A 21,931-nucleotide genomic window follows, 5' to 3' on the forward strand; every position below is an offset into this window, starting at 1 on the left:
GGCAGCACATCATGACGAGCGAAACTTCCGTCAATCTTCTCGACTTCGATGCCGAGGGTCTTGTCGCGTACTGCGGCAGCCTCGGCGAGAAGCCGTTCCGCGCCAAGCAGTTGCAGCGCTGGATCCATCAGTACAACGCCGGCGATTTCGACGGCATGACCGATCTCGCGAAGTCCCTGAGAGAAAAGCTCAAGGGCCGCGCGTCGATCGTGATGCCCGATATCGTCAGCGATCACGTTTCCACCGACGGCACGCGCAAGTGGCTGATCGACGTCGGAAACGGCAATGCGGTCGAAACCGTTTTCATCCCGGAAGAGACGCGCGGCACGCTGTGCGTGTCGTCGCAGGCCGGGTGCGCGGTCAACTGCCGCTTCTGCTCGACGGGCAAGCAGGGCTTCTCCCGCAACCTGTCGACAGCCGAAATCATCGGTCAGCTCCGGATGGCCGAGTTTGCGCTGCGTGCGTCGCTGGGTCGCGCACCCGGTCCGAACGGCAAGGCCGAACGGGTCGTCACCAACGTGGTGATGATGGGCATGGGCGAGCCGCTGCTGAATTACAGCGCGGTCGTGCCCGCGATGCGGCTGATGCTCGACGACAACGCGTACGGCCTGTCGCGCCGCCGCGTCACGTTGTCGACGTCCGGCGTGGTGCCGATGATGGACCGCCTCGGCGCCGAATTGCCGGTCGCGCTCGCCGTTTCGCTGCACGCGCCGAACGATGCGCTGCGCGACGAACTGGTGCCGCTCAACAAGAAGCATCCGCTTCGCGAGCTGATGGCCGCGTGCCAGCGCTATCTGAAAGTCGCACCGCGCGACTTCATTACTTTCGAATACTGCATGCTCGACGGCGTCAACGACACCGAAGCGCATGCGCGCGAACTGCTGGCCGTCACGCGTGACGTGCCCTGCAAGTTCAACCTGATCCCGTTCAATCCGTTTCCGGAATCGGGCCTCATCCGCTCGAAGCCGGAGCAGATCAAGCGCTTTGCACAGGTCCTCATCGACGCGGGTGTCGTCACGACCGTGCGCAAGACGCGCGGCGACGACATCGACGCCGCGTGCGGCCAGCTGGCCGGCGCCGTGAAGGACCGCACGCGCCTGGCGGAGCGAACGGGCGCAGCAGCAAAAATCATCGAAGTTCGGGCGATCTGACGGGGACGCCTGGTCGGGGCCGCATGGGTGCGGATGCCTGGACTTCTTGCGGTACAACACGCGAATAGCGATCGGTCGCGGCGCCTCGGCGCCGCGCATGATATGGACAGTTGCGGGAGCCGGCGGCGCCCGCCAGTGAAGAAGAATCGACGCGAGGACAAGGATGAGTGAGCCGCAGCCGACCAACGGCGCAGAGACGAATGCCGCGAAGCCGGCACCGGCGGGGCTTGAAACGCTGGCGGCCGTCGGCAGCCGGCTGGCGCAGCTCCGGGAGGCGAAGGGCTGGACGGTCGACGACGTGTCGGCGCGGCTCAAGGTCGCTCCGCAGAAGCTGCGTGCGCTCGAGGCTGGCGACATCAGCCATTTGCCCGGCGTGACGTTCGCGCTCGGCGTCGTGCGCAGCTACGCGAAGATGCTCGGCGTCGATCCGGAGCCGTTCGCCCATGCATTGCGCCGCGAGCGTGGCGTGCAGGAAGTCGATCTGTCGATGCCCGCGTCGTCGGGGACGGATCTGCCGCGCGGCCGCGTGTCGATTCCGCTTGGCGGGTCGTCGCACCATCATCCGTGGCTGTGGGGGACGGCGATCGTCGTCGTCGCGGTGATCGCGGTACTCATGTGGCACACTGGCGGCGATTCGTCGAGCTGGCTCGCGCGCTTCAAGGGCGGCGGTACCGAACACGCGTCGGCGGCCAGCGCGCCGGCGGCGTCTTCCGTCGAAGCGGCAGCCGCGGGCGGCGCGTCGGCGGCAGCCGTCAACGAAGCCCCGGCGCAGGTTGCGGCATCCGCCGTGGCGCCGCAGGCCGTTGCGTCGGCTGCTCCGGCTCCGGCCTCGGCCCCGACGGCCGCCGTGCCCGCGTCGCAACCGGTCGTCGCGCCGGCCGCGGCGAGCAGCGCGGCCGTGCCGGCCCAGCCCGCGAGCGTCGTGGTCGCGGCAGGCCAGTCGATGGTCGAACTGAAGGTCAAGCAGGATTGCTGGTTCAGCGTGCGCGACAAGAGCGGCAAGGAACTGTTCTCGGCGCTGGTGCGGGCCGGCGAGACGAAGCAGGTCGCCGGCGACGGTCCGTTCAAGGTCACGATCGGCAACAAGGCAGGCCTTGATACGGTCGCGTTCGACGGAAAGCCGGTCGATCCGGCAAAATATTCGGCAGCGCGGGGTAACGTGGCGCGGTTCACGCTGCCCTGACGTCAAGCGCCGTGGCGCAGGCCTGTCCCGGACAGGCCGCGAGGGCACGGCGCTTTTTCAATTCATGCGCCGCCTCGCGGCGCATTCCGCGTAAATGGATCTATCGATGCAATCCGAAGCTCAATCCCCACGCAGCAGTCAGATTTGTTCAACCGAGCCGGTGTTCGGCGGGCATCAGCCGCGTCGCGTGTCGCATGCGGTGGATGTTCGTTGGGGCGGGCAGCTCGTGACAATCGGCGGTGATGCGCCGGTGCGCGTGCAGTCGATGACGAATACCGACACGGCCGACGCGATCGGCACGGCGATCCAGATCAAGGAACTCGCGAACGCGGGCTCCGAACTGGTGCGCATCACGGTCAATACGCCGGAGGCCGCGGCCGCCGTGCCGGCGATCCGCGAGCAGCTCGACCGGATGGGCGTGACCGTCCCGCTCGTCGGCGATTTCCACTACAACGGCCACCTGCTGCTGCGCGACTACCCGGGCTGCGCGGAGTCGCTGTCGAAGTACCGGATCAACCCGGGCAACGTCGGCCAGGGCGCGAAGCGCGACACGCAGTTCGCGCAGATGATCGAAGCCGCGGCGAAGTACGACAAGCCGGTGCGGATCGGCGTGAACTGGGGCAGCCTCGACCAGGACCTGCTCGCGCGCATGATGGACGAGAACGGCGCGCGCTCGCAGCCGTGGGATGCGCAGAGCGTGATGTACGAAGCGCTGATCCAGTCGGCGATCGGCTCGGCCGAGCGCGCGGTCGAGCTGGGCCTCGGCCGCGATCGCATCGTGCTGTCGTGCAAGGTCAGCGGCGTGCAGGACCTGATCGCGGTGTACCGCGAACTCGGCCGCCGCTGCGGCTTCGCGCTGCATCTCGGGCTGACCGAGGCCGGCATGGGCTCGAAGGGCATCGTCGCGTCGACGGCCGCGCTCGGCGTGCTGCTGCAGGAAGGGATCGGTGACACGATCCGCATTTCGCTGACGCCGGAACCGGGCGCGTCGCGCACCGGCGAAGTGATCGTCGGCCAGGAAATCCTGCAGACGATGGGCCTGCGCTCGTTCGCGCCGATGGTGATCGCATGCCCGGGCTGCGGCCGCACGACGAGTACGCTGTTCCAGGAACTCGCGATGCAGATCCAGACCTACCTGCGCGAGCAGATGCCGGTCTGGCGCAAGGAATATCCGGGTGTCGAGAAGATGAACGTCGCGGTGATGGGCTGCATCGTCAACGGCCCGGGCGAATCGAAGCACGCGAACATCGGCATCAGCCTGCCGGGTTCGGGCGAGAACCCGGCCGCGCCCGTCTTCATCGACGGCGAGAAGGTCAAGACGCTGCGCGGCGAGCGGATCGCCGAGGAATTCCAGCAGATCGTCAGCGACTACGTCGCACGCAATTACGGCCGTACCGAGGCCCTGAACTAAATTCGTCCACACACACGAACGATGACTGAACAGAAACGCAAGATCGAGAAGCTCACCGGCGTCAAGGGCATGAACGACATCCTCCCGCAGGATGCCGGCCTCTGGGAGTTCTTCGAAGCTACCGTGAAATCGCTGCTGCGCGCGTACGGCTACCAGAACATCCGCACGCCGATCGTCGAACACACGCAGCTCTTCACGCGCGGCATCGGCGAAGTCACGGACATCGTCGAGAAGGAGATGTACAGCTTCACCGATGCGCTGAACGGCGAGAACCTGACGATGCGCCCGGAGAACACCGCGGCGGTCGTGCGCGCGTCGATCGAGCACAACATGCTGTACGACGGCCCGAAGCGCCTGTGGTACATCGGCCCGATGTTTCGTCACGAGCGTCCGCAGCGCGGTCGCTACCGCCAGTTCCACCAGGTCGGCGTCGAGGCGCTCGGCTTCGCGGGCCCGGATGCGGATGCCGAGATCATCATGATGTGCCAGCGCCTGTGGGACGACCTCGGCCTGACCGGCATCAAGCTCGAGATCAACTCGCTCGGCCTCGCCGAAGAGCGTGCCGCGCACCGCGTCGAACTGATCAAGTATCTCGAGCAGTTCGCCGACGTGCTGGATGAGGACGCGAAGCGTCGCCTGTATACTAACCCGCTGCGCGTGCTCGACACGAAGAACCCGGCGCTGCAGGAAATCGCGCAGAACGCGCCGAAGCTGATCGACTTCCTCGGCGACGAGTCGCGTGCCCACTTCGAAGGGCTGCAGCGCCTGCTGCTCGCGAACAACATCCCGTTCAAGATCAACCCGCGTCTCGTGCGCGGCCTCGACTACTACAACCTGACCGTGTTCGAGTGGGTGACCGACAAGCTCGGCGCGCAGGGCACGGTCGCGGCGGGCGGCCGCTACGATCCGCTGATCGAGCAGCTCGGCGGCAAGCCGACCGCCGCGTGCGGCTGGGCGATGGGCATCGAGCGCATTCTCGAACTGCTGAAGGAAGAGGATCTCGCGCCCGAGCAGGAAGGTGTCGACGTGTACGTGGTGCACCAGGGCGAGACGGCGCGCGAACAGGCGTTCATCGCGGCCGAGCGCCTGCGCGATACGGGCCTCGACGTGATTTTCCACTGCAGCGCCGACGGCGGCCCGGCAAGCTTCAAGTCGCAGATGAAGCGGGCCGATGCGAGCGGTGCCGCGTTCGCGGTGATCTTCGGCGAAGAAGAGGTCGCGAACGGCACGGTGGGCGTGAAAGCGCTGCGCGGCGCGGGCGAGGACGGGGAAAAGAACGTTCAGCAGACCGTACCGGTCGAAAGCTTGACCGAATTCCTAATCAATGCGATGGTTGCATCCGCCGAAGACGGCGACGACTGATCGCGCTGGCATTCGCTCGACAAGAAAAGCCTGAAATGGAAGGAATCGCTCGCCGATGAGTTATCACGACGAACAAGAATCGATTGAAAGTCTGAAGGCGTGGTGGGCCCGCTGGGGTAACCTCACGACGTGGATCGTGCTCGCGGCGCTGGTCGTCGCGGCCGGTTTCAACGGCTGGAATTACTGGCAGCGCCGTCAGGCCGCCGAGGCTTCCGGGTTGTACGAGCAGGTGCAGAAGGCCGCTGCCGCGAACGACAAGGCGACGATGGCCCGTGCGGCCGCCGACATGGAAGACAAGTTCGGCAGCACGCCGTATGCGCAGATGACCGCGCTCACGGCGGCGAAGACGTTGTACGCGGCCGGCGATGCCGCCGGCGCGAAGGCGCAGCTGCAATGGGCCGCCGATCACGCCAAGGACGACGAGTACAAGCAGATCGCGAAGCTGCGTCTCGCGTCGCTGCTGCTCGACGAGAAGGCGTACGACGCGGGCCTCGCGCTGCTGTCCGGCACGCCGGTGGATGCATTCAAGGGCCTCGTGGCCGATCGCCGCGGCGATCTGCTCGCGGCGCAAGGCAAGACCGACGATGCGCGCGCCGCGTACAAGCTCGCGCTCGCCGGCCTGTCGCAGGACGACCAGTCCGCGCGCCAGCTCGTGCAGTTCAAGCTCGATGCGCTCGGCGGCTGATCGCAGCCCCCTCAACCTCTTAACTCTGCTTCGCTAACCGATGAATTTGCTGAAACGTTACGCTGTGCCCGTAGCCTGCGCGGCGGCTGTCCTGGCATTGGCGGCCTGCTCGTCGTCGAAGGACGTGCGCCGCGTGCCGACGCCGCTCACCGAGTTCAAGCCCGTCTTGGACGTGCAACAGGTCTGGAAGGCGAGCGTCGGCAAGGGCGGGCGCTACCTGTTCTCGCCGGTGGCCGTGGGCGACGCCGTCTACGCGGCGGGCGAGAACGGTTCGGTCGAGAAGATCGACGCGAAGACGGGCCAGACGCTGTGGCGCTCGAAGGTCGGTTCGGACCTGTCGGCCGGGGTCGGCAGCGACGGCAACCTGACTGCCGTCGGCGCGCTCAAGGGCGGTGTGTTCGTCCTCGGCCCGGACGGCAAGCAGCTGTGGAAGACGAGCGTGCAGGGCGAGATCTTCTCGCCGCCGCTGGTCGGCAACGGCCTCGTGATCGTGCGCACGATCGACGGTCAGGTGATCGCGTTCAACGGGCAGACGGGCGAGCAGAAGTGGAACTACCGCAACCGCGCGGTGCCGCTGAACCTGCGCGTGTCGGCCGGCATGACGTTCGCGGGCGATGCGGCCGTGCTGGCGGGCTTCCCCGGCGGCGGTCTGGTCGCGATCAACCTGCAGACGGGCGAGCCGTTCTGGCAGACGCCCGTGTCGTTCCCGAAGGGCGTGACCGAAGTCGAGCGCATCAACGACGTCAGCGGTCCGCCGACGCTCGTGGGTGCCCAGGCGTGCGCGGTCACGTTCCAGGGCCAGCTCGGCTGCTTCGACGCGAACTCGGGCCGTCCGCTGTGGGAAAAGGCGTTCTCGAGCCGCAGCGGTCTCGCGCAGGACGATTCGGTCGTCGCCGGCGGCGACGACTGGTCGGTCGTCACGGCCTACGACGCGGCGAGCGGCAACCCGCTCTGGCGCAACGACAAGCTGAAGAGCCGCGACGTCGGCGTGCCGTACCTGCTCGGCCATGCGGTCGTGATGGGCGACTACAAGGGCTTCGTGCACTTCCTGTCGCGCGAGGACGGCAGCTTCATCGCCCGGATGAAGACGGACGGCAGCGCGATTACCGCGGCGCCGGTCCTGGCGGGCAATACGCTCGTCGTGCAGACCAAGGACGGTGGCCTGTACGGATTCCGTCCGCGCTGACGCGCACGCAACAAGCGCAATCGTGGCGCGGCGGGCTTGTCCCGCGCGCTGCGGTCGCGCGACATGAAGGCGGCCGGTGTCCCCGGCCGCTCGGTATTTGAAAGGCAGTTCGCAACGAAAGACGACGGCGCGCACCGCGCGCCCGGCGCGCGCATCCGGCGCGGCGCGAATTCGTGATATTTTCATTCAGCGCAGCCGCCCGCAGCAGCGGGCCTCCCGCTGCTGCGCATCACCGTAGAAAACACAGATGAAACCGGTCATTGCCCTCGTTGGGCGCCCCAATGTGGGGAAATCCACGCTGTTCAACCGGCTCACGCGCTCGCGCGATGCGCTGGTCGCCGACTTGCCGGGCCTGACGCGCGATCGCCATTACGGCGAAGGGCGCGTCGGCGCACGGCCGTACCTGGTCGTCGATACCGGCGGCTTCGAGCCCGTCGCGAAGGACGGCATCCTGCACGAGATGGCGCGCCAGACGCGGCAGGCCGTCGAGGAAGCCGACGTCGTCGTGTTCATCGTCGACGGTCGTAACGGGCTCGCGCCGCAGGACAAGTCGATCGCCGACTACCTGCGCAAGACCGGCCGGCCGATCTTCCTGGTCGTCAACAAGGCCGAGGGGATGAAGTACACGGCGGTCGCGACCGACTTCTACGAGCTCGGCCTCGGCGATCCGCGCGCGATCTCGGCCGCGCACGGCGACGGCGTGACCGACATGATCAACGAGGCGCTGGAAGTCGCGTACGCGGGCCAGCCCGAGGAAGCGGACGAGGACGACCCGTCGCGCGGCATCAAGATCGCGATCGTCGGCCGCCCGAACGTCGGCAAGTCGACGCTCGTGAACGCGCTGATCGGCGAGGACCGTGTGATCGCGTTCGACATGCCGGGCACGACGCGCGATTCGATCTACGTCGACTTCGAGCGTAACGGCAAGAAATACACGCTGATCGATACCGCGGGCCTGCGACGCCGCGGCAAGGTGTTCGAGGCGATCGAGAAGTTCTCGGTCGTGAAGACGCTGCAGTCGATCTCCGACGCGAACGTCGTCATTCTTCTGCTGGATGCGCAGCAGGACATTTCCGACCAGGACGCGCACATCGCCGGCTTCGTCGTCGAGCAGGGCCGCGCGCTCGTGATCGGCGTCAACAAGTGGGACGGTCTCGACGACCACGCGCGCGACCGCGCGAAAGCGGATTTGACCCGCAAGCTGAAATTCCTCGACTTCGCGAAGTCGCACTACATTTCGGCCGCGAAGAAGACCGGCATCGGCGCGCTGATGCGTTCGGTCGACGACGCGTACGCGGCGGCGATGGCGAAGCTGCCGACGCCGAAGCTCACGCGCGCGCTGATCGAGGCCGTCGAGTTCCAGCAGCCGCGTCGTCGCGGCCCGGTGCGTCCGAAGCTGCGCTACGCGCACCAGGGCGGCCAGAATCCGCCGCTGATCGTCATCCACGGCAACGCGCTCGACGCGGTGACGGAAACCTACAAGCGTTACCTCGAAAACCGATTCCGCGAAACTTTCTCACTGACCGGGACTCCATTGCGCATAGAGTTCCGTTCGTCGAACAACCCGTACGCGGACAAGGGCTGAAGCAGGTCCTGCAAGGGATAGGCCGCATGGCCTACGCCCGGGCGGGGCAGGCAAAATCAGCTATAGTGTAGCGATTGGCGCCGGATCTCTTTTTCTTCGTCGCCAATCCAGATCAACCTGCAAAAAAAGATGGAGTACGCCATGAGCAACAAAGGGCAATTGTTACAAGACCCGTTTTTGAACGCACTGCGCAAAGAGCACGTTCCCGTTTCGATCTATCTCGTCAACGGCATCAAGCTGCAAGGGAACATTGAATCGTTCGACCAGTACGTCGTGTTGCTCCGTAATACGGTGACCCAGATGGTCTACAAGCACGCCATCTCGACGGTCGTGCCGGCGCGCCCGGTGAATTTCCACCCGGACGCGGAAGCCTCGTCCTAACCCATCGCAGCGGCCGGCATCCGGTCGCCGCGAGCGACCGATGCCAGCCGCCTTATCTTGACACCCGATAATTTGATCAACGCAGCGCTCGTCGGCATCGACTTCGGCAAGACCGATTTCGAAGCCAGTCTCGAAGAACTCAGTCTTCTCGCCTCCAGTGCGGGGGCCCGTCCCGCCGTCACCCTCACAGGTCGTCGCGCCAGCCCCGATGCCAAGATGTTCATCGGCAGCGGCAAAGCCGAAGAATTGCGGCTTGCCTGCGACGCGCACAACGTCGAAATCGTCATCTTCAACCACGCACTGGCACCGGCCCAGCAACGCAATCTGGAGCAGGCGCTTAACAGGCGGGTGGTCGATCGCACGAGCCTCATCCTCGACATCTTCGCGCAGCGCGCCCGCAGTCACGAAGGCAAGCTGCAGGTCGAGCTCGCGCAGCTGCAATACCTGTCGACCCGGCTGATTCGCGCGTGGACCCACCTGGAGCGGCAAAAGGGCGGTATCGGCCTGCGCGGCCCCGGCGAAACCCAGCTCGAAACCGACCGCCGGCTGATCGGCGAGCGCATCAAGATGCTGAAGTCGCGGCTCGACCGGCTGCGCCGGCAGCACAGCACGCAGCGTCGCCAGCGCGCACGCAGCGGCACGATGTCGGTGTCGCTCGTCGGCTATACGAACGCGGGCAAGTCGACGCTGTTCAATGCGCTGACGAAAGCGCAGGCTTATGCGGCCGACCAGCTGTTCGCCACGCTCGATACGACGTCGCGACGCGTGTACCTCGGCGACGAGGCTGGTCAGATCGTCGTGTCCGATACGGTCGGATTCATTCGCGAACTGCCTCACCAGCTGGTTGCAGCGTTCCGCGCGACCCTCGAGGAAACGATTCATGCGGATCTGCTGCTGCACGTGGTCGACGCATCGAGCGCGGTGCGGCTCGAACAGATCGAGCAGGTGAACGGCGTGCTGCACGAGATCGGCGCGGACACGATCCGGCAGGTGCTGGTGTTCAACAAGATCGATGCGGTGCCTGAGCTGGCGGCCCGCGGCGACGCGGTCGAGCGGGACGAGTATGGTAATATTTCGCGCGTCTTTTTGAGCGCACGCACCGGTCAGGGTCTTGACGCGTTGCGTGCCGCCATCGCCGAGATCGCCTCCGCGGAACACCTTACCGGCGCGACGTTACCCAACGTCGCGCTCGACGGCGCACCCGCTGAACCACACGAAGACCACACGATTTCCGAACACGGGCGCTAACCGGTCCCGGCCGGTTCGCCGGCGTCTAATCTGGTGAACAAACTCTGGTGAACGAATACAACGAGCGGAGTACCTGGCGGCGGATGCGCGCCTTGCTGTCGATCAACGATCCCCGCTGGGGACGCGGCGAAGGCAAGGGCAACGACGGATCCCGTCCGCGTGTGAACGAATCGAAGCGTCCGCCCGGTGGCGACGGTGACGGTCCGCCCGATCTCGACGAGATGTGGCGCAACTTCAACCGGCGTCTGAGCGGCCTGTTCGGCGGCAAGGGCGGCAACGGCTTCCGGCCCGACAACGGCCGGGCCGCGCGTGTCGGCGTCGGCATCGTGATCGGCGTGCTGGTCGCGGTCTACGCGGGCAGCGGGCTGTTCGTCGTGCAGGAAGGCCAGACGGGCGTCGTGCTGCAGTTCGGCAAGCTGTCCGGCACGGTCGGACAGGGCGTGCACTGGCGCGCGCCGTATCCGTTCGCGTTGCATGAGATCGTCGACACGTCGCAGGTCCGTTCGATCGAGATCGGCCGCAACAACGTCGTGCGTCTCGCGAACGTGAAGGAAGCGGCGATGCTGACGCGCGATGCCGACATCGTCGACGTGCGTTTCGTCGTCCAGTACCGGATCCGTTCGGCAACCGATTACCTGTTCCGCAGCGTCGATCCCGAGCGCAGCGTGTCGCAGGCCGCCCAGGCCGCAGTGCGCGCGATCGTCGGCACGCGCAGCGCGGCCGACATGCTGAACCAGGACCGCGACGCGCTGCGCGCGCAGCTGTCCGCCGCGATCCAGCGCGATCTCGATCGCTATCAGTCGGGGCTCGAGGTGACGGCCGTCACGATGCAGAGCGTCGCGGCGCCCGAGCAGACGCAGGCCGCGTACGCCGAAGTCGCGAAGGCGCGCGATGATCGCGAAGCCGCGAAGCGTGCCGCGCAGGCCTACGCGAACGATCTGCTGCCGAAGGCGCAGGGCGACGCCGCGAAACTTGCCGATGAAGCGAAGGCGTATGCCGATCGCGTGGTCACGCAGGCCGAAGGCGACGCCGACCGGTTCAAGCAGGTCTATGCACAGTATTCGAAGGCGCCCGCGGTGATCCGCGAGCGGATGTATCTCGAGACGATGCAGGAAATCTATTCGAACGCGACGAAGGTGTTCGTCGGCAACAAGGGCGGCAACAGCGTCGTGTACCTGCCGCTCGACAAGCTCGTCGAGCAGGGGCGACAAAACGCCGCGAATGCGACGAATGCCGCGACGCCCGCCGGCGCATCCGCGCCCGACGCGACGTCGGCGCCGGCCGCCGCCGCGGCGAGCGCACCCGCGAGCGCGGCTTCGGCCGCGGCGGCGCCCGCACCGGGCAGCGACGTGCTGCGGTCGCGCGAAGCGTTCCGCAGCCGCTCGCGTGAAGACGATACGAAGTAACGGGGAGCGCAGAACATGAACCGAATCATTGCGCTCGTCGTCGCAATCGTGATCGCCGCTTTCGCGGCGTCGTCGACCGTCCTCACCGTCGATCCGCGCCATGCGGCCGTGCTGTCGGGCCGCGACGGCGCGCAACCCGAACTCGCGGGCCCCGGCATCCATTTCAAGCTGCCGCCGCCGCTGCAGACGGCGACGCTGATCGACACGCGCCTGCAATCGCTCGAGTCGTCGGATCCGCTGCAACTGGCGACCGAAGACAAGCACGACCTGCTCGTCGCGTATGCGGTCAAGTATCGGATCAGCGATCCGATGAAGTATTTCGCGGCGACGGGCGGTGACCCGGCGGCGGCCGCCGACCGCCTGGCCGGCGCGCTGAAGAGCGCACTCGGCGACGCGTTCGGCAAGCGCGCGCTCGACGACGCGCTCGGCGGGCAGCGCGAGATCGCCAATGCGGCGCGCGACGCGGTGCGGGCGACGGCATCGGGCTTCGGCGTCGACGTGGTCGACGTGCAGTTGACGCGTGTCGACTTGCCGGCTGCGCAGACGGATGCCGTCTATCAGCGGATGATTGCCGCGCTGCGCGACCAGGCCGCACAGGTGCGCGCGGATGGCGCCGCCGATGTCGAGCAGATCAAGGCCGACGCGGAACGCGAACAGCAGGCGGTGCTCGCGAATGCGTACAAGTCCGCGCAGACGATCAAGGGCGAGGGCGACGCGAAGGCTGCGTCGATCGCCGCCGATGCGTTCGGCCGCGATCCGCAGTTCTACCAGTTCTACGCGAGCCTGCAGGCTTACCGGAATACCTTCAAGCGCAACGACATCATCGTCGTCGACCCCGACAGCGAGTTTTTCCGTTTCATGCGCAGCCCGACGGGCGGTGCCGCACCGGCGGCACCCGCTCCCCGCAAACACTGACCTTGGGGCGCCGCGTCGAGCGGCGCCGTCGCTCGCATGGACCTGGCTGGCTCGTTGTTGCTCGCGGTAGCACTGATGCTGATCATCGAGGGGGCGTTCCCCTTCGTGTTTCCCGTCGCCTGGCGCGACACGTTTCGTAGAATAGCGGAGCGGCCGCCGCATCATATCCGGATCGGCGGGCTCATCGTGATGGCGCTCGGGCTCGTCCTGCTGCTGCTCGCCACCTGATCCGGACGGCGCACCCGCCGTTCGTTCCGCCCGATTGCCGATTTCCGATTCATTTCGCGGCGCGCATGTCGCGCCCTGTTTCCCGTCGTAGGACCGTACCGATGTCGACCTGGTTACTTCCCGAGAATATCGCCGACGTGCTGCCGTCGGAAGCGCGCAAGATCGAGGAGCTGCGCCGCAGGCTGCTCGACCGCTTCCGTTCGTACGGCTACGAAATGGTGATGCCGCCGTTGCTCGAATACCTCGAATCGCTGCTGACGAGCGGCGGCAACGACCTGCGCCTGCGCACCTTCAAGCTGGTCGACCAGCTGTCGGGCCGCACGCTCGGCCTGCGCGCGGACATCACGCCGCAAGTCGCGCGCATCGACGCGCACCTGCTGAACCGCCAGGGCGTGACGCGCCTCTGCTATGCCGGCCACGTGATGCATACGCGTCCTCGCGGGCTGCACGCGACGCGCGAACAGATCCAGATCGGCGCCGAAATCTACGGGCACGCCGGGCTGGAAGCCGATCTCGAGATCCAGCAGCTGATGCTCGACGCGCTACACCTCGCGGGGTTGTCGCGCATCCGCCTGGACCTGTGCCACGCGGGCGTGCTCGCGGCGTTGCTCGCGCGTGATGCGCAGGCTGCCGAGCGCGGCGAGGCGCTGTACGACGCGCTGTCGGGCAAGGACGTGCCGCTGCTGAACGAACTCACCGACGATCTCGGCGCCGACACGCGCGCGGCGCTGCGTGCGCTGCCGCATCTGTACGGCGACGCGAGCGTGCTCGACGAGGCGCGTGTGCGTCTGCCGGTGCTGCCCGAGATCACGCGTGCGCTCGACGATCTTGCGCAGCTTGCGGCGCAAGCGAAGGGCGTCGAGGTGGCGATCGATCTCGCCGACCTGCGCGGCTACGCGTACCACAGCGGCGCGATGTTTACGGCGTACATCGACGGCGTGCCGAACGCGATCGCGCGCGGCGGCCGGTACGACCACGTGGGCCAGGCCTACGGCCGCGCCCGCCCGGCGACGGGCTTCTCGCTCGACCTGCGCGAGCTTGCGCGGATTTCGCCGGTCGAGGCGCGCGGCACCGCGATTTTGGCGCCTTGGGCGCAGGACGACGCGCTGAGCGCGGCAGTGGCGGCGCTGCGCGACGCGGGCGAGGTCGTGATCCAGGCCTTGCCGGGACACGACCACGTGCTCGACGAGTTCGCCTGCGACCGTTCGCTCGTCGAGCGTGACGGCGCGTGGGTGGTCGAACCCCGTTAAACAGGCGTTCGCGGGCCGTCGTTCGGCGTGCATATCGTTGAAGCGAAACGGAAAAATTCGGAATCGCCCGCGAACATAGGTAGAATACGTTTTTAACCAGCTAACGAATCAACATGTCTGCCAGCGCAGTGAACGTGACTCCCGGGCGCAATGTCGTCGTCGTGGGAACGCAATGGGGTGATGAAGGCAAGGGCAAGATCGTCGACTGGCTGACGGACCACGCTCAGGGCGTCGTGCGTTTCCAGGGCGGTCACAACGCCGGCCACACCCTCATCATCGGCGGCAAGAAAACCATCTTGCGCCTGATTCCGTCGGGCATCATGCGTGAAGGCGTCGCCTGCTACATCGGCAACGGCGTCGTCCTGTCCCCCGAGGCACTGTTCAAGGAAATCGGCGAGCTGGAAGAGGCCGGCGTGAACGTGCGCGATCGCCTGTTCATCTCTGAAGCCACGACGCTGATCCTGCCGTACCACATCGCGATCGACCAGGCGCGCGAAGCGCGCAAGGGCGCGGGCAAGATCGGTACGACCGGCCGCGGCATCGGCCCGGCGTACGAAGACAAGGTCGGCCGCCGCGCGCTGCGCGTGCAGGACCTGTTCGACGCGAAGACCTTCGCCGACCGCCTGCGCGAAAACCTCGATTTCCACAACTTCGTGCTGACCCAGTACCTGGGTGGCGCGGCCGTCGATTTCCAGGCCACGCTCGACACGATGCTCGGCTATGCCGATCGCCTGAAGCCGATGGTGGCCGACGTGTCGCGCCGCCTGTACGACGCGAACAACGCCGGTCAGAACCTGCTGTTCGAAGGCGCGCAAGGCACGCTGCTCGACATCGACCACGGCACCTATCCGTTCGTCACGTCGAGCAACTGCGTCGCGGGTGCCGCATCGGCCGGCGCCGGCGTCGGTCCGCAGAAGCTGAACTACATCCTCGGCATCACGAAGGCGTACTGCACGCGCGTCGGCTCGGGCCCGTTCCCGAGCGAACTGTACGACGCGGACAACCCGCAGCGCCAGGACCAGGTCGGCGTCACGCTCGCGAACGTCGGCAAGGAATTCGGCTCGGTCACCGGCCGTCCGCGCCGCACCGGCTGGCTCGACGCAGCGGCACTGCGCCGCTCGATCCAGATCAACGGCGTGTCGGGCCTGTGCATGACGAAGCTCGACGTGCTCGACGGCCTCGATGAAGTCAAGCTGTGCGTCGGCTACAAGATCGACGGCAAGGACGTGGACATCCTGCCGCGCGGTGCGGCCGACGTCGCGCGTTGCGAGCCCGTGTACGAAACGTTCGCCGGCTGGAAGGAAAGCACCGTCGGCATCAAGACGTGGGACGCGCTGCCGGCGAATGCGCAGGCCTACCTGACCCGTGTCCAGGAAGTGGCCGGCGTGCCGGTCGACATGGTTTCGACGGGGCCGGATCGCGACGAGACGATCCTGCTTCGCCATCCGTTCAAGGTGTAATTCTCAGCATGACGCAGCAAATCACGATGACGGCGGCAGACTTGATGACCGATCCGCGCAATGACGACAAGAACCTGTGGGTAGGCTGGGACGAATACCATCGTCTGATCGAGCTGCTCGCGCTGCAGGTGCATGAATCGGGCTGGAAGTTCGACCAGATCCTGTGCCTTGCGCGCGGCGGCCTGCGCGTCGGCGACCAGCTGTCGCGCATCTACGACGTCCCGCTCGCGATCCTCGCGACGAGTTCGTACCGCGAAGCGGCCGGCACCGAGCAGGGCGAGCTCGACATCGCGCAGTACATCACGATGACGCGCGGCAGTCTCGCGGGCAACGTGCTGCTGGTCGACGATCTCGTCGATTCGGGCGTCACGCTCGCGCGCGTGCAGGAGCACCTGAAGGAGCGCTATCCGTCGGTCACGGCCGTGCGTTCGGCCGTGCTCTGGTACAAGGGCTGCTCGAAGGTCAAGCCGGACTATCACGCACAGTATCTGCCGACGAATCCGTGGATTCATCAGCCGTTCGAAGAGTGGGACACGGTTCGTCCGCACAACCTCGAGGCATGGATCAAGCGCGGTCGCGCGCAGCGCGACGGCTCGGGCGCGTAAGCGGCGGCCGATCGAAGGAAAGCCTTGTACGGCGCCGCTTGCGGCGCCGTTTTTTATTGGCGCGCCGTGCCGGCGGGCACGGCGATCCGCGCGCGTGGTAGGCAGACGGCGCGGCCCCGGCTATGATGGCAGCCCTGCCACAGCTTGCGCAGGATTGCATGCGCAGCGTGGATCACGTGGTTTAAGGGCAACAAGGCAGGACGGTTTTTCAGGGGGGCGCGAGTAGAATAGCGCTCGTTTTGTCCGACCGGACCCGATTATTACGCTTCATATGAACGACACGATCCAGGCGACCGACGCAGCCCATGCGCATTCGACGCACCAACACTCGATGCGGGCGCTTGCGATAGCGGCCATCGGCGTCGTGTTCGGCGACATCGGCACGAGCCCGCTGTATTCGCTGAAGGAGGCGTTCAGCCCCGCACACGGCATTCCGCTCACGGAAGGCTCGATTCTCGGTGTGATCTCGCTGCTGTTCTGGGCGATCATCCTGGTGGTCGGCATCAAGTATCTGCTGTTCGTGATGCGGGCCGACAACAACGGCGAGGGTGGCGTGCTCGCGCTGATGGCGCTGTCGCTGCGGCCGCTCGACTCGAAAACCCGCGTCGCGGGCGCGCTGATGGCGCTCGGGATCTTCGGCGCCTGCATGTTCTACGGCGACGCCGTGATCACGCCGGCGATCTCCGTGATGTCGGCGGTCGAAGGCCTCGAGATCGCGACGCCGCACCTGTCCCACCTGGTCCTGCCGATCACGATCGTGATCCTGATCGCGCTGTTCTGGATCCAGCGTCACGGCACCGCGCTGGTCGGCAAGCTGTTCGGGCCGATCATGGTGCTGTGGTTCGTCGTGATCGCGGCACTCGGCGTATATCACATCGTGCGCGTGCCGGGCATCATCGCGGCGATCAACCCGTATTACGCGGCGTCGTTCATGGCGGACCACCTGCTGCAGGCCTACGTCGTGCTGGGTTCGGTCGTGCTGGTGCTGACCGGTGCGGAAGCGCTCTACGCGGACATGGGCCATTTCGGCGCGAAGCCGATCCGCCTCGCCGCGTACGGGCTCGTGATGCCGTCGCTCGTGCTGAACTACTTCGGCCAGGGCGCGCTGCTGATCGAGAATCCGAAGGCGATCGAGAACCCGTTCTTCCTGCTGGCACCGGAGTGGGCGCTGCTGCCGCTCGTCGTGCTGTCGACGGTCGCGACCGTGATCGCTTCGCAGGCCGTGATTTCCGGCGCGTATTCGCTGACGTCGCAGGCGATCCAGCTCGGCTACGTGCCGCGCATGAAGGTGCTGCATACGTCCGAGCTGGCGATCGGCCAGATCTACGTGCCGGTCGTGAACTGGCTGCTGCTGTTCGTGATCCTCTGCATCGTGATCGGCTTCAAGAGTTCCGACAACCTCGCCGCCGCGTACGGCATCGCGGTGACGGCGACGATGGTGATCACGACCGTGCTCGCTGCCGTCGTGATGGTGAAGGTGTGGAACTGGAACCGGCTGCTCGTCGGCGCGATCATCGCCGTGTTCCTCGCGGTCGACCTGGGCTTTTTCGGCGCGAACCTGCTGAAGGTCGCGCAGGGCGGCTGGCTGCCGCTCGGCATCGGCGCGCTGCTGTTCTTCCTGCTGATGACCTGGTACAAGGGCCGCCATATCGTCAAGGAGCGCACGGCCGCCGACGGGATCCCGCTCGAGCCGTTCCTGCAGGGGCTGCTCGCGCATCCGCCGCACCGCGTGTCGGGTACCGCGATCTACCTGACCGGCAACGACAAGCTCGTGCCCGTCAGCCTGCTGCACAACCTGAAGCACAACAAGGTGCTGCACGAGCGGACCATTTTCCTGACGTTCGTCACACGCGACATTCCGTACGTGCGCGACGACAAGCGCCTGAGTTCGCGCGACGCGGGTGGCGGCCTGTACATCGTCAAGGCCCAGTACGGCTTCAACGAGACGCCGGACGTGAAGGCCGTGCTCGAGGAGTTCGGCCGCACGCACGACATGACGTTCGAACTGATGGACACGTCGTTCTTCCTCGCGCGCGAAACGGTCGTGCCGACGCATCTGCCCGGCATGTCGATCTGGCGCGAACGCGTGTTCGCGTGGATGCACCAGAACGCGGCGAAGCCGACCGACTTCTTCTCGATCCCGGCGAACCGCGTCGTCGAGCTCGGGACCAAGATCGAGATCTGACCGGTGCGCGCAGTGGCCGCGCATGCGGCCCATGCCGATCTGGCTGCGCGCTCGCTGAAGCAATAAAAAACCCGCCTTTCGGCGGGTTTTTTTTATACGTCAACAGCCTTCGCGTGCTCAGCGCTTCAGCTTCGCGAACGCCGCGGCCATCGCGCCGGCCGGTTCCGGTTCGCGCGAACGCTGCGGACGGGCGCTGCCGCCGCGGCCGGCACTGCCGCGATCCTGGCCGCCGCGCGGCGCCATGCCGGGCGCGGCCGCTTCGTCGTCGAGGCGCATCGTCAGCGCAATGCGCTGACGCTTCACGTCGACGTCGAGCACCTTGACCTTGACGACCTGGCCGGCCTTCACGACTTCGTGCGGATCCTTGATGAACTTCGTCGACATCGCGGATACATGGACGAGGCCGTCCTGATGCACGCCGACATCCACGAACGCGCCGAATGCCGCGACGTTCGTCACGACCCCTTCGAGCAGCATGCCGGGCATCAGGTCGGAGACCTTCTCGACGCCGTCGCGGAACGTTGCCGTCTTGAATTCGGGGCGCGGGTCACGACCCGGTTTTTCGAGTTCGGACAGGATGTCGCGCACGGTCGGCAGGCCGAAACGTTCGTCAACAAATTCGGCCGGCGACAGGCCGGCCAGCGCGTCACGGCTGCCGAGCACGTCGTCGATCCGCTTGCTGATCTTCGCGAGGATGCGTTCGACGACCGGGTAGGCCTCCGGGTGGACCGACGAGCGATCGAGCGGATTCTCGCCGCCGTTGATGCGCAGGAAGCCGGCTGCCTGTTCGAAGGTCTTGTCGCCGAGGCGCGGCACCTTGCGCAGGTGGTCGCGCGACGGGAACGGCCCGTTCGCGTCGCGATAGTCGACGATGTTGCGCGCGAGCGTGGCGTTCAGGCCCGAGACGCGCGCGAGCAGCGCGACCGACGCGGTGTTCGCGTCGACGCCGACCGCGTTCACGCAATCCTCGACCACCGCGTCGAGCGAGCGGGCGAGTTCGCGCTGGTTCACGTCGTGCTGGTACTGGCCGACGCCGATCGCTTTCGGCTCGATCTTCACGAGCTCGGCGAGCGGGTCCTGCAGGCGGCGGGCGATCGACACGGCGCCGCGCAGCGACACGTCGAGTTCCGGGAATTCCTTCGCGGCCAGCTCGGACGCCGAGTAGACCGACGCGCCGGCCTCCGACACGACGATCTTCTGCAGCCGCAGATCGGGATGCTTCGAGATCAGCTCGCTCGCGAGCTTGTCGGTTTCGCGCGATGCGGTGCCGTTGCCGATGCTGATCAGCTCGGCCTGCGTCTGCGCGGCGATGCGCGCGAGCTTCGCGAGCGAGCCGTCCCAGTCGCGGCGCGGCTCGTGCGGGTAGATCGTATCGGTCGCGAGCAGCTTGCCGGTGCGATCGACCACGGCGACCTTCACGCCCGTGCGCAGGCCGGGGTCGAGACCGATCACGGCCTTCGGGCCGGCCGGCGCGGCCAGCAGCAGGTCCTTCAGGTTGCGGGCGAACACGCGGATCGCTTCGGCTTCCGCCGTTTCGCGCAGTTGCGTGAGCAGTTCGTTCTCGATGTGCGGCTGCACCTTCACGCGCCAGCACCAGCGGCACACGTCGGACAGCCACTTGTCGGCCGGGCGGCCCTGGTTCGCGATCCCGAAATGGCGCGCGATCATCGCTTCGCCGGGATGCGGGACCTGCGCGTCGAGTTCCTCGCCGAGGCCGAGCTTGACGGTCAGCACGCCGGCGTTGCGGCCGCGGAACAGCGCGAGCGCGCGGTGCGACGGCACGGTCCGGATCGTTTCCGCGTAGTCGTAGTAGTCGCGGAACTTCTCGCCTTCCTCGTTTTCCTTGCCTTCGACGACCGTCGACGACACGACGCCCTGGCTGTGCAGGTAGTCGCGCAGCTTGCCGAGCAGTTCGGCCGTTTCGCCGAATTGTTCCGACAGGATGTCGCGCGCGCCGTCGAGCGCGGCCTTCACGTCGGCGACGCCCTTGTCGGCATCGACGTAGGCGGCGGCTTCCGTCTGCGGGTCGAGCAGCGGATTCGCGAGCAGTGCCTGCGCGAGCGGCTCGAGGCCGGCTTCGCGGGCGATCTGCGCGCGCGTGCGGCGCTTCGGCTTATACGGCAGATAAAGGTCTTCGAGCACCTGCTTGCTGTCGGCCGCGTCGATCGCGGCGCGCAGTTCGTCGGTCAGCTTGCCCTGTTCGTCGATGCTCGACAGGATCGCCGCGCGGCGATCCTCGAGCTCGCGCAGATACAGGAGGCGTTCCTCGAGCTGGCGCAGCTGCGTGTCGTCCAGGTTGCCGGTCACTTCCTTGCGGTACCGGGCAATGAACGGAACGGTCGAGCCTTCGTCGAGGAGTTGCACTGCCGCCGCGACCTGGCGCGGCTGGACGGACAGTTCGGTGGCGATGCGCTGTACGATCTTGAGTGCTACGGTTTCCGTCATGTCGTGGATGATCTGCCTGCTGAAATCGCGGCGCGGGCCGGCAGACCGCGCGGCGGGCTGCGAGACGGGCCCGCCGGACCAGATGCCGCGGGTGAGTGAAGCGGGGCATTTTGCCATAAATGGCGGAGCGTCCAGCCGGGGGTGATAGAATTTGACACATGTCCCGCAGCTTTCCTACGACGTTGCCAACTTCCCGCATTTCTCTCGTCGCGCTCGGCGCAGCGCTTGCCGCGGCTTTGTCCGCCGGGTCCACCGTCGCGTACGCACAGGCATCGGGCGCAACCGCGCCGGACGCCGCTGTCGCCGCGCCCGTTGCAGCCTCCGCCACGCAGGATTTCGACGCCCGTCAAAAAGTGCTCAATCAACGTTCCGCGGAAAACGATTATCGTTATGCCGTGGCGGAGCACGATTGCTACAGCAAGTTCTTCGTCAATCACTGTCTCGGCGTGGCGCGCGACCGGATGCGCGAGGAGCGGGCGAGCATCCGTCAGGAGCAGCTCGCGCTCGACGACGAGCAGCGCGCGGTGCGGGCGCAGCAGCGCGACCAGCAGCAGGCGTTGAAGCAGGCGCAGAATGCGGCGGAAGCGCCGCAGCGCGCGGCGAACGATGCGGCGAACGCGGCTGCGTTCCGCGACAAGCAGGAGCAGAATGCACTGAAGCGGGCGCAGCGTGGCGCGGAAGGGCCGCAGCGCGCCGCGAACAAGCAGGCATACGACCAGAAGCAGGCGGATTTCCAGCACAAGCTCGACCAGGCGCGCCAGCAGGGCGCGCAGAAGGCGCAGGAGCGGGCGGACAACGCCGCGCGCTACGAGCAGAAGCAGAAGGAAGCCGCCCAGCACAAGGCCGATGTCGAACGGCGTCAGCAGGAAGCGGCCGACAAGGCCAAGCAGCAGCAACAGCAGGGGCAGTAACGTGTTGGATTGATCCGGAGTCAGTCTCGTGCGTGCCGGCACGCCAGTCGGCGCGCTGCTTCGATGAGGAGGCGCATATGCAAAACCGTCCCACGGAACAGCAGCAGGAATTGCACAACCGTTTGGCAGCATTGCAGGAGCAGCACCAGCAGCTCGCTCGGGAGATCGAGCTGAAGGAAGGACACTCCGACATCGACGACATCACGCTGCACCGGCTGAAGAAGGAAAAGCTGGCGGCCAAGGACAAAATCATTTTGCTGCAATCGCAGCTGGAACCGGATAAGCGCGCCTGAGCGCGGCCTGGCAAGCGCCGGCGCCGCCCGGGCGCTGGACA

Annotated in this window: 19 protein-coding genes; 18 read left to right on the plus strand and 1 reads right to left on the minus strand. The window is 66.6% G+C overall.

All coding sequences use genetic code 11. The annotated features are described in order from the left end of the window. Window positions 1-11 precede the first annotated feature (11 nt). The 16 genes from rlmN to DIE17_RS10430 all read left to right on the plus strand — a co-directional run bounded on the left by rlmN (window position 12) and on the right by DIE17_RS10430 (window position 18,241). Entirely contained in the window at window positions 12-1,151 is a 1,140-nt protein-coding gene (rlmN, locus tag DIE17_RS10345; protein ID WP_044848980.1) for a 23S rRNA (adenine(2503)-C(2))-methyltransferase RlmN, read from the plus strand. A 163-nt stretch (window positions 1,152-1,314) separates the two neighbouring features. Continuing rightward, complete coding sequence (locus tag DIE17_RS10350; RefSeq protein WP_124486301.1) at window positions 1,315-2,334, plus strand: helix-turn-helix domain-containing protein; 1,020 nt, start codon at window positions 1,315-1,317, stop codon at window positions 2,332-2,334. Window positions 2,335-2,440: 106 nt separating this feature from the next. Then, window positions 2,441-3,745: a flavodoxin-dependent (E)-4-hydroxy-3-methylbut-2-enyl-diphosphate synthase gene (ispG, locus tag DIE17_RS10355; protein ID WP_027787235.1), complete on the plus strand. Its 1,305-nt coding sequence runs from the start codon at window positions 2,441-2,443 to the stop codon at window positions 3,743-3,745. Between the two features lie 21 nt (window positions 3,746-3,766). Continuing rightward, window positions 3,767-5,107 carry a histidine--tRNA ligase gene (gene hisS / locus DIE17_RS10360; protein WP_044848982.1) on the plus strand — a complete coding sequence of 447 codons (1,341 nt, stop codon included), beginning with the start codon at window positions 3,767-3,769 and terminating at the stop codon, window positions 5,105-5,107. Between the two features lie 55 nt (window positions 5,108-5,162). After that, window positions 5,163-5,792 carry a tetratricopeptide repeat protein gene (locus DIE17_RS10365; protein WP_044848983.1) on the plus strand — a complete coding sequence of 210 codons (630 nt, stop codon included), beginning with the start codon at window positions 5,163-5,165 and terminating at the stop codon, window positions 5,790-5,792. Between the two features lie 40 nt (window positions 5,793-5,832). Next, window positions 5,833-6,978, plus strand: coding sequence for an outer membrane protein assembly factor BamB (gene bamB / locus DIE17_RS10370; RefSeq protein ID WP_124486302.1), 1,146 nt, complete (start codon window positions 5,833-5,835; stop codon window positions 6,976-6,978). Between the two features lie 247 nt (window positions 6,979-7,225). Next, window positions 7,226-8,563 (plus strand): ribosome biogenesis GTPase Der, encoded by a 1,338-nt coding sequence (der, locus tag DIE17_RS10380; protein ID WP_044848985.1) that lies wholly within the window; start codon window positions 7,226-7,228, stop codon window positions 8,561-8,563. Window positions 8,564-8,704: 141 nt separating this feature from the next. Further along, complete coding sequence (hfq, locus tag DIE17_RS10385; RefSeq protein WP_006399927.1) at window positions 8,705-8,944, plus strand: RNA chaperone Hfq; 240 nt, start codon at window positions 8,705-8,707, stop codon at window positions 8,942-8,944. 72 nt (window positions 8,945-9,016) lie between these two features. Continuing rightward, window positions 9,017-10,192: a GTPase HflX gene (gene hflX, locus DIE17_RS10390; RefSeq protein WP_185500398.1), complete on the plus strand. Its 1,176-nt coding sequence runs from the start codon at window positions 9,017-9,019 to the stop codon at window positions 10,190-10,192. 47 nt (window positions 10,193-10,239) lie between these two features. Then, the gene (gene hflK / locus DIE17_RS10395; protein WP_124573284.1) at window positions 10,240-11,598 is read left to right on the plus strand and encodes an FtsH protease activity modulator HflK; all 1,359 of its coding nucleotides are present in this window, start codon (window positions 10,240-10,242) and stop codon (window positions 11,596-11,598) included. 15 nt (window positions 11,599-11,613) lie between these two features. Further along, window positions 11,614-12,513 (plus strand): protease modulator HflC, encoded by a 900-nt coding sequence (gene hflC / locus DIE17_RS10400; protein WP_044848881.1) that lies wholly within the window; start codon window positions 11,614-11,616, stop codon window positions 12,511-12,513. A gap of 36 nt (window positions 12,514-12,549) precedes the next feature. Then, entirely contained in the window at window positions 12,550-12,741 is a 192-nt protein-coding gene (locus DIE17_RS10405; RefSeq protein ID WP_009687995.1) for a DUF2065 domain-containing protein, read from the plus strand. A gap of 101 nt (window positions 12,742-12,842) precedes the next feature. Next, entirely contained in the window at window positions 12,843-13,991 is a 1,149-nt protein-coding gene (locus tag DIE17_RS10410) for an ATP phosphoribosyltransferase regulatory subunit (RefSeq protein WP_124486305.1), read from the plus strand. A gap of 113 nt (window positions 13,992-14,104) precedes the next feature. Next, window positions 14,105-15,451, plus strand: coding sequence for an adenylosuccinate synthase (locus DIE17_RS10415; protein WP_044848883.1), 1,347 nt, complete (start codon window positions 14,105-14,107; stop codon window positions 15,449-15,451). Between the two features lie 8 nt (window positions 15,452-15,459). Next, window positions 15,460-16,056: a phosphoribosyltransferase gene (locus tag DIE17_RS10420; protein ID WP_044848884.1), complete on the plus strand. Its 597-nt coding sequence runs from the start codon at window positions 15,460-15,462 to the stop codon at window positions 16,054-16,056. A 271-nt stretch (window positions 16,057-16,327) separates the two neighbouring features. Beyond that, window positions 16,328-18,241, plus strand: a complete 1,914-nt coding sequence (locus tag DIE17_RS10430) for a potassium transporter Kup (protein ID WP_124486307.1) — start codon at window positions 16,328-16,330, stop codon at window positions 18,239-18,241. A 117-nt stretch (window positions 18,242-18,358) separates the two neighbouring features. On the opposite strand, the gene DIE17_RS10435 is transcribed toward DIE17_RS10430, so the two are convergent. Next, entirely contained in the window at window positions 18,359-20,686 is a 2,328-nt protein-coding gene (locus tag DIE17_RS10435) for a Tex family protein (protein ID WP_124520225.1), read from the minus strand. A gap of 158 nt (window positions 20,687-20,844) precedes the next feature. Here DIE17_RS10435 and DIE17_RS10440 point away from each other — a divergent pair, with 158 nt between their 5' ends. Both DIE17_RS10440 and DIE17_RS10445 read left to right on the plus strand, forming a co-directional pair. After that, entirely contained in the window at window positions 20,845-21,597 is a 753-nt protein-coding gene (locus tag DIE17_RS10440; protein WP_044848887.1) for a hypothetical protein, read from the plus strand. A gap of 77 nt (window positions 21,598-21,674) precedes the next feature. After that, window positions 21,675-21,890, plus strand: a complete 216-nt coding sequence (locus DIE17_RS10445; protein ID WP_006755091.1) for a YdcH family protein — start codon at window positions 21,675-21,677, stop codon at window positions 21,888-21,890. The last annotated feature ends 41 nt before the right edge of the window (window positions 21,891-21,931 follow it).

The organism is Burkholderia sp. Bp9099, from assembly GCF_003857805.1.
Taxonomy (GTDB): Bacteria; Pseudomonadota; Gammaproteobacteria; order Burkholderiales; family Burkholderiaceae; genus Burkholderia.

Bases quoted from the DNA above. Each gene is read 5' to 3' on its own strand.
- DIE17_RS10440 (WP_044848887.1), top strand. From the start codon at position 20,845: ATGTCCCGCAGCTTTCCTACGACGTTGCCAACTTCCCGCATTTCTCTC.
- hflC (WP_044848881.1), top strand. From the start codon at position 11,614: ATGAACCGAATCATTGCGCTCGTCGTCGCAATCGTGATCGCCGCTTTC.
- DIE17_RS10435 (WP_124520225.1), bottom strand. From the start codon at position 20,686: ATGACGGAAACCGTAGCACTCAAGATCGTACAGCGCATCGCCACCGAA.
- DIE17_RS10445 (WP_006755091.1), top strand. From the start codon at position 21,675: ATGCAAAACCGTCCCACGGAACAGCAGCAGGAATTGCACAACCGTTTG.
- hisS (WP_044848982.1), top strand. From the start codon at position 3,767: ATGACTGAACAGAAACGCAAGATCGAGAAGCTCACCGGCGTCAAGGGC.
- der (WP_044848985.1), top strand. From the start codon at position 7,226: ATGAAACCGGTCATTGCCCTCGTTGGGCGCCCCAATGTGGGGAAATCC.
- DIE17_RS10365 (WP_044848983.1), top strand. From the start codon at position 5,163: ATGAGTTATCACGACGAACAAGAATCGATTGAAAGTCTGAAGGCGTGG.
- ispG (WP_027787235.1), top strand. From the start codon at position 2,441: ATGCAATCCGAAGCTCAATCCCCACGCAGCAGTCAGATTTGTTCAACC.
- DIE17_RS10415 (WP_044848883.1), top strand. From the start codon at position 14,105: ATGTCTGCCAGCGCAGTGAACGTGACTCCCGGGCGCAATGTCGTCGTC.
- rlmN (WP_044848980.1), top strand. From the start codon at position 12: ATGACGAGCGAAACTTCCGTCAATCTTCTCGACTTCGATGCCGAGGGT.
- DIE17_RS10405 (WP_009687995.1), top strand. From the start codon at position 12,550: ATGGACCTGGCTGGCTCGTTGTTGCTCGCGGTAGCACTGATGCTGATC.
- DIE17_RS10350 (WP_124486301.1), top strand. From the start codon at position 1,315: ATGAGTGAGCCGCAGCCGACCAACGGCGCAGAGACGAATGCCGCGAAG.
- hfq (WP_006399927.1), top strand. From the start codon at position 8,705: ATGAGCAACAAAGGGCAATTGTTACAAGACCCGTTTTTGAACGCACTG.
- DIE17_RS10430 (WP_124486307.1), top strand. From the start codon at position 16,328: ATGAACGACACGATCCAGGCGACCGACGCAGCCCATGCGCATTCGACG.
- DIE17_RS10410 (WP_124486305.1), top strand. From the start codon at position 12,843: ATGTCGACCTGGTTACTTCCCGAGAATATCGCCGACGTGCTGCCGTCG.
- DIE17_RS10420 (WP_044848884.1), top strand. From the start codon at position 15,460: ATGACGCAGCAAATCACGATGACGGCGGCAGACTTGATGACCGATCCG.
- bamB (WP_124486302.1), top strand. From the start codon at position 5,833: ATGAATTTGCTGAAACGTTACGCTGTGCCCGTAGCCTGCGCGGCGGCT.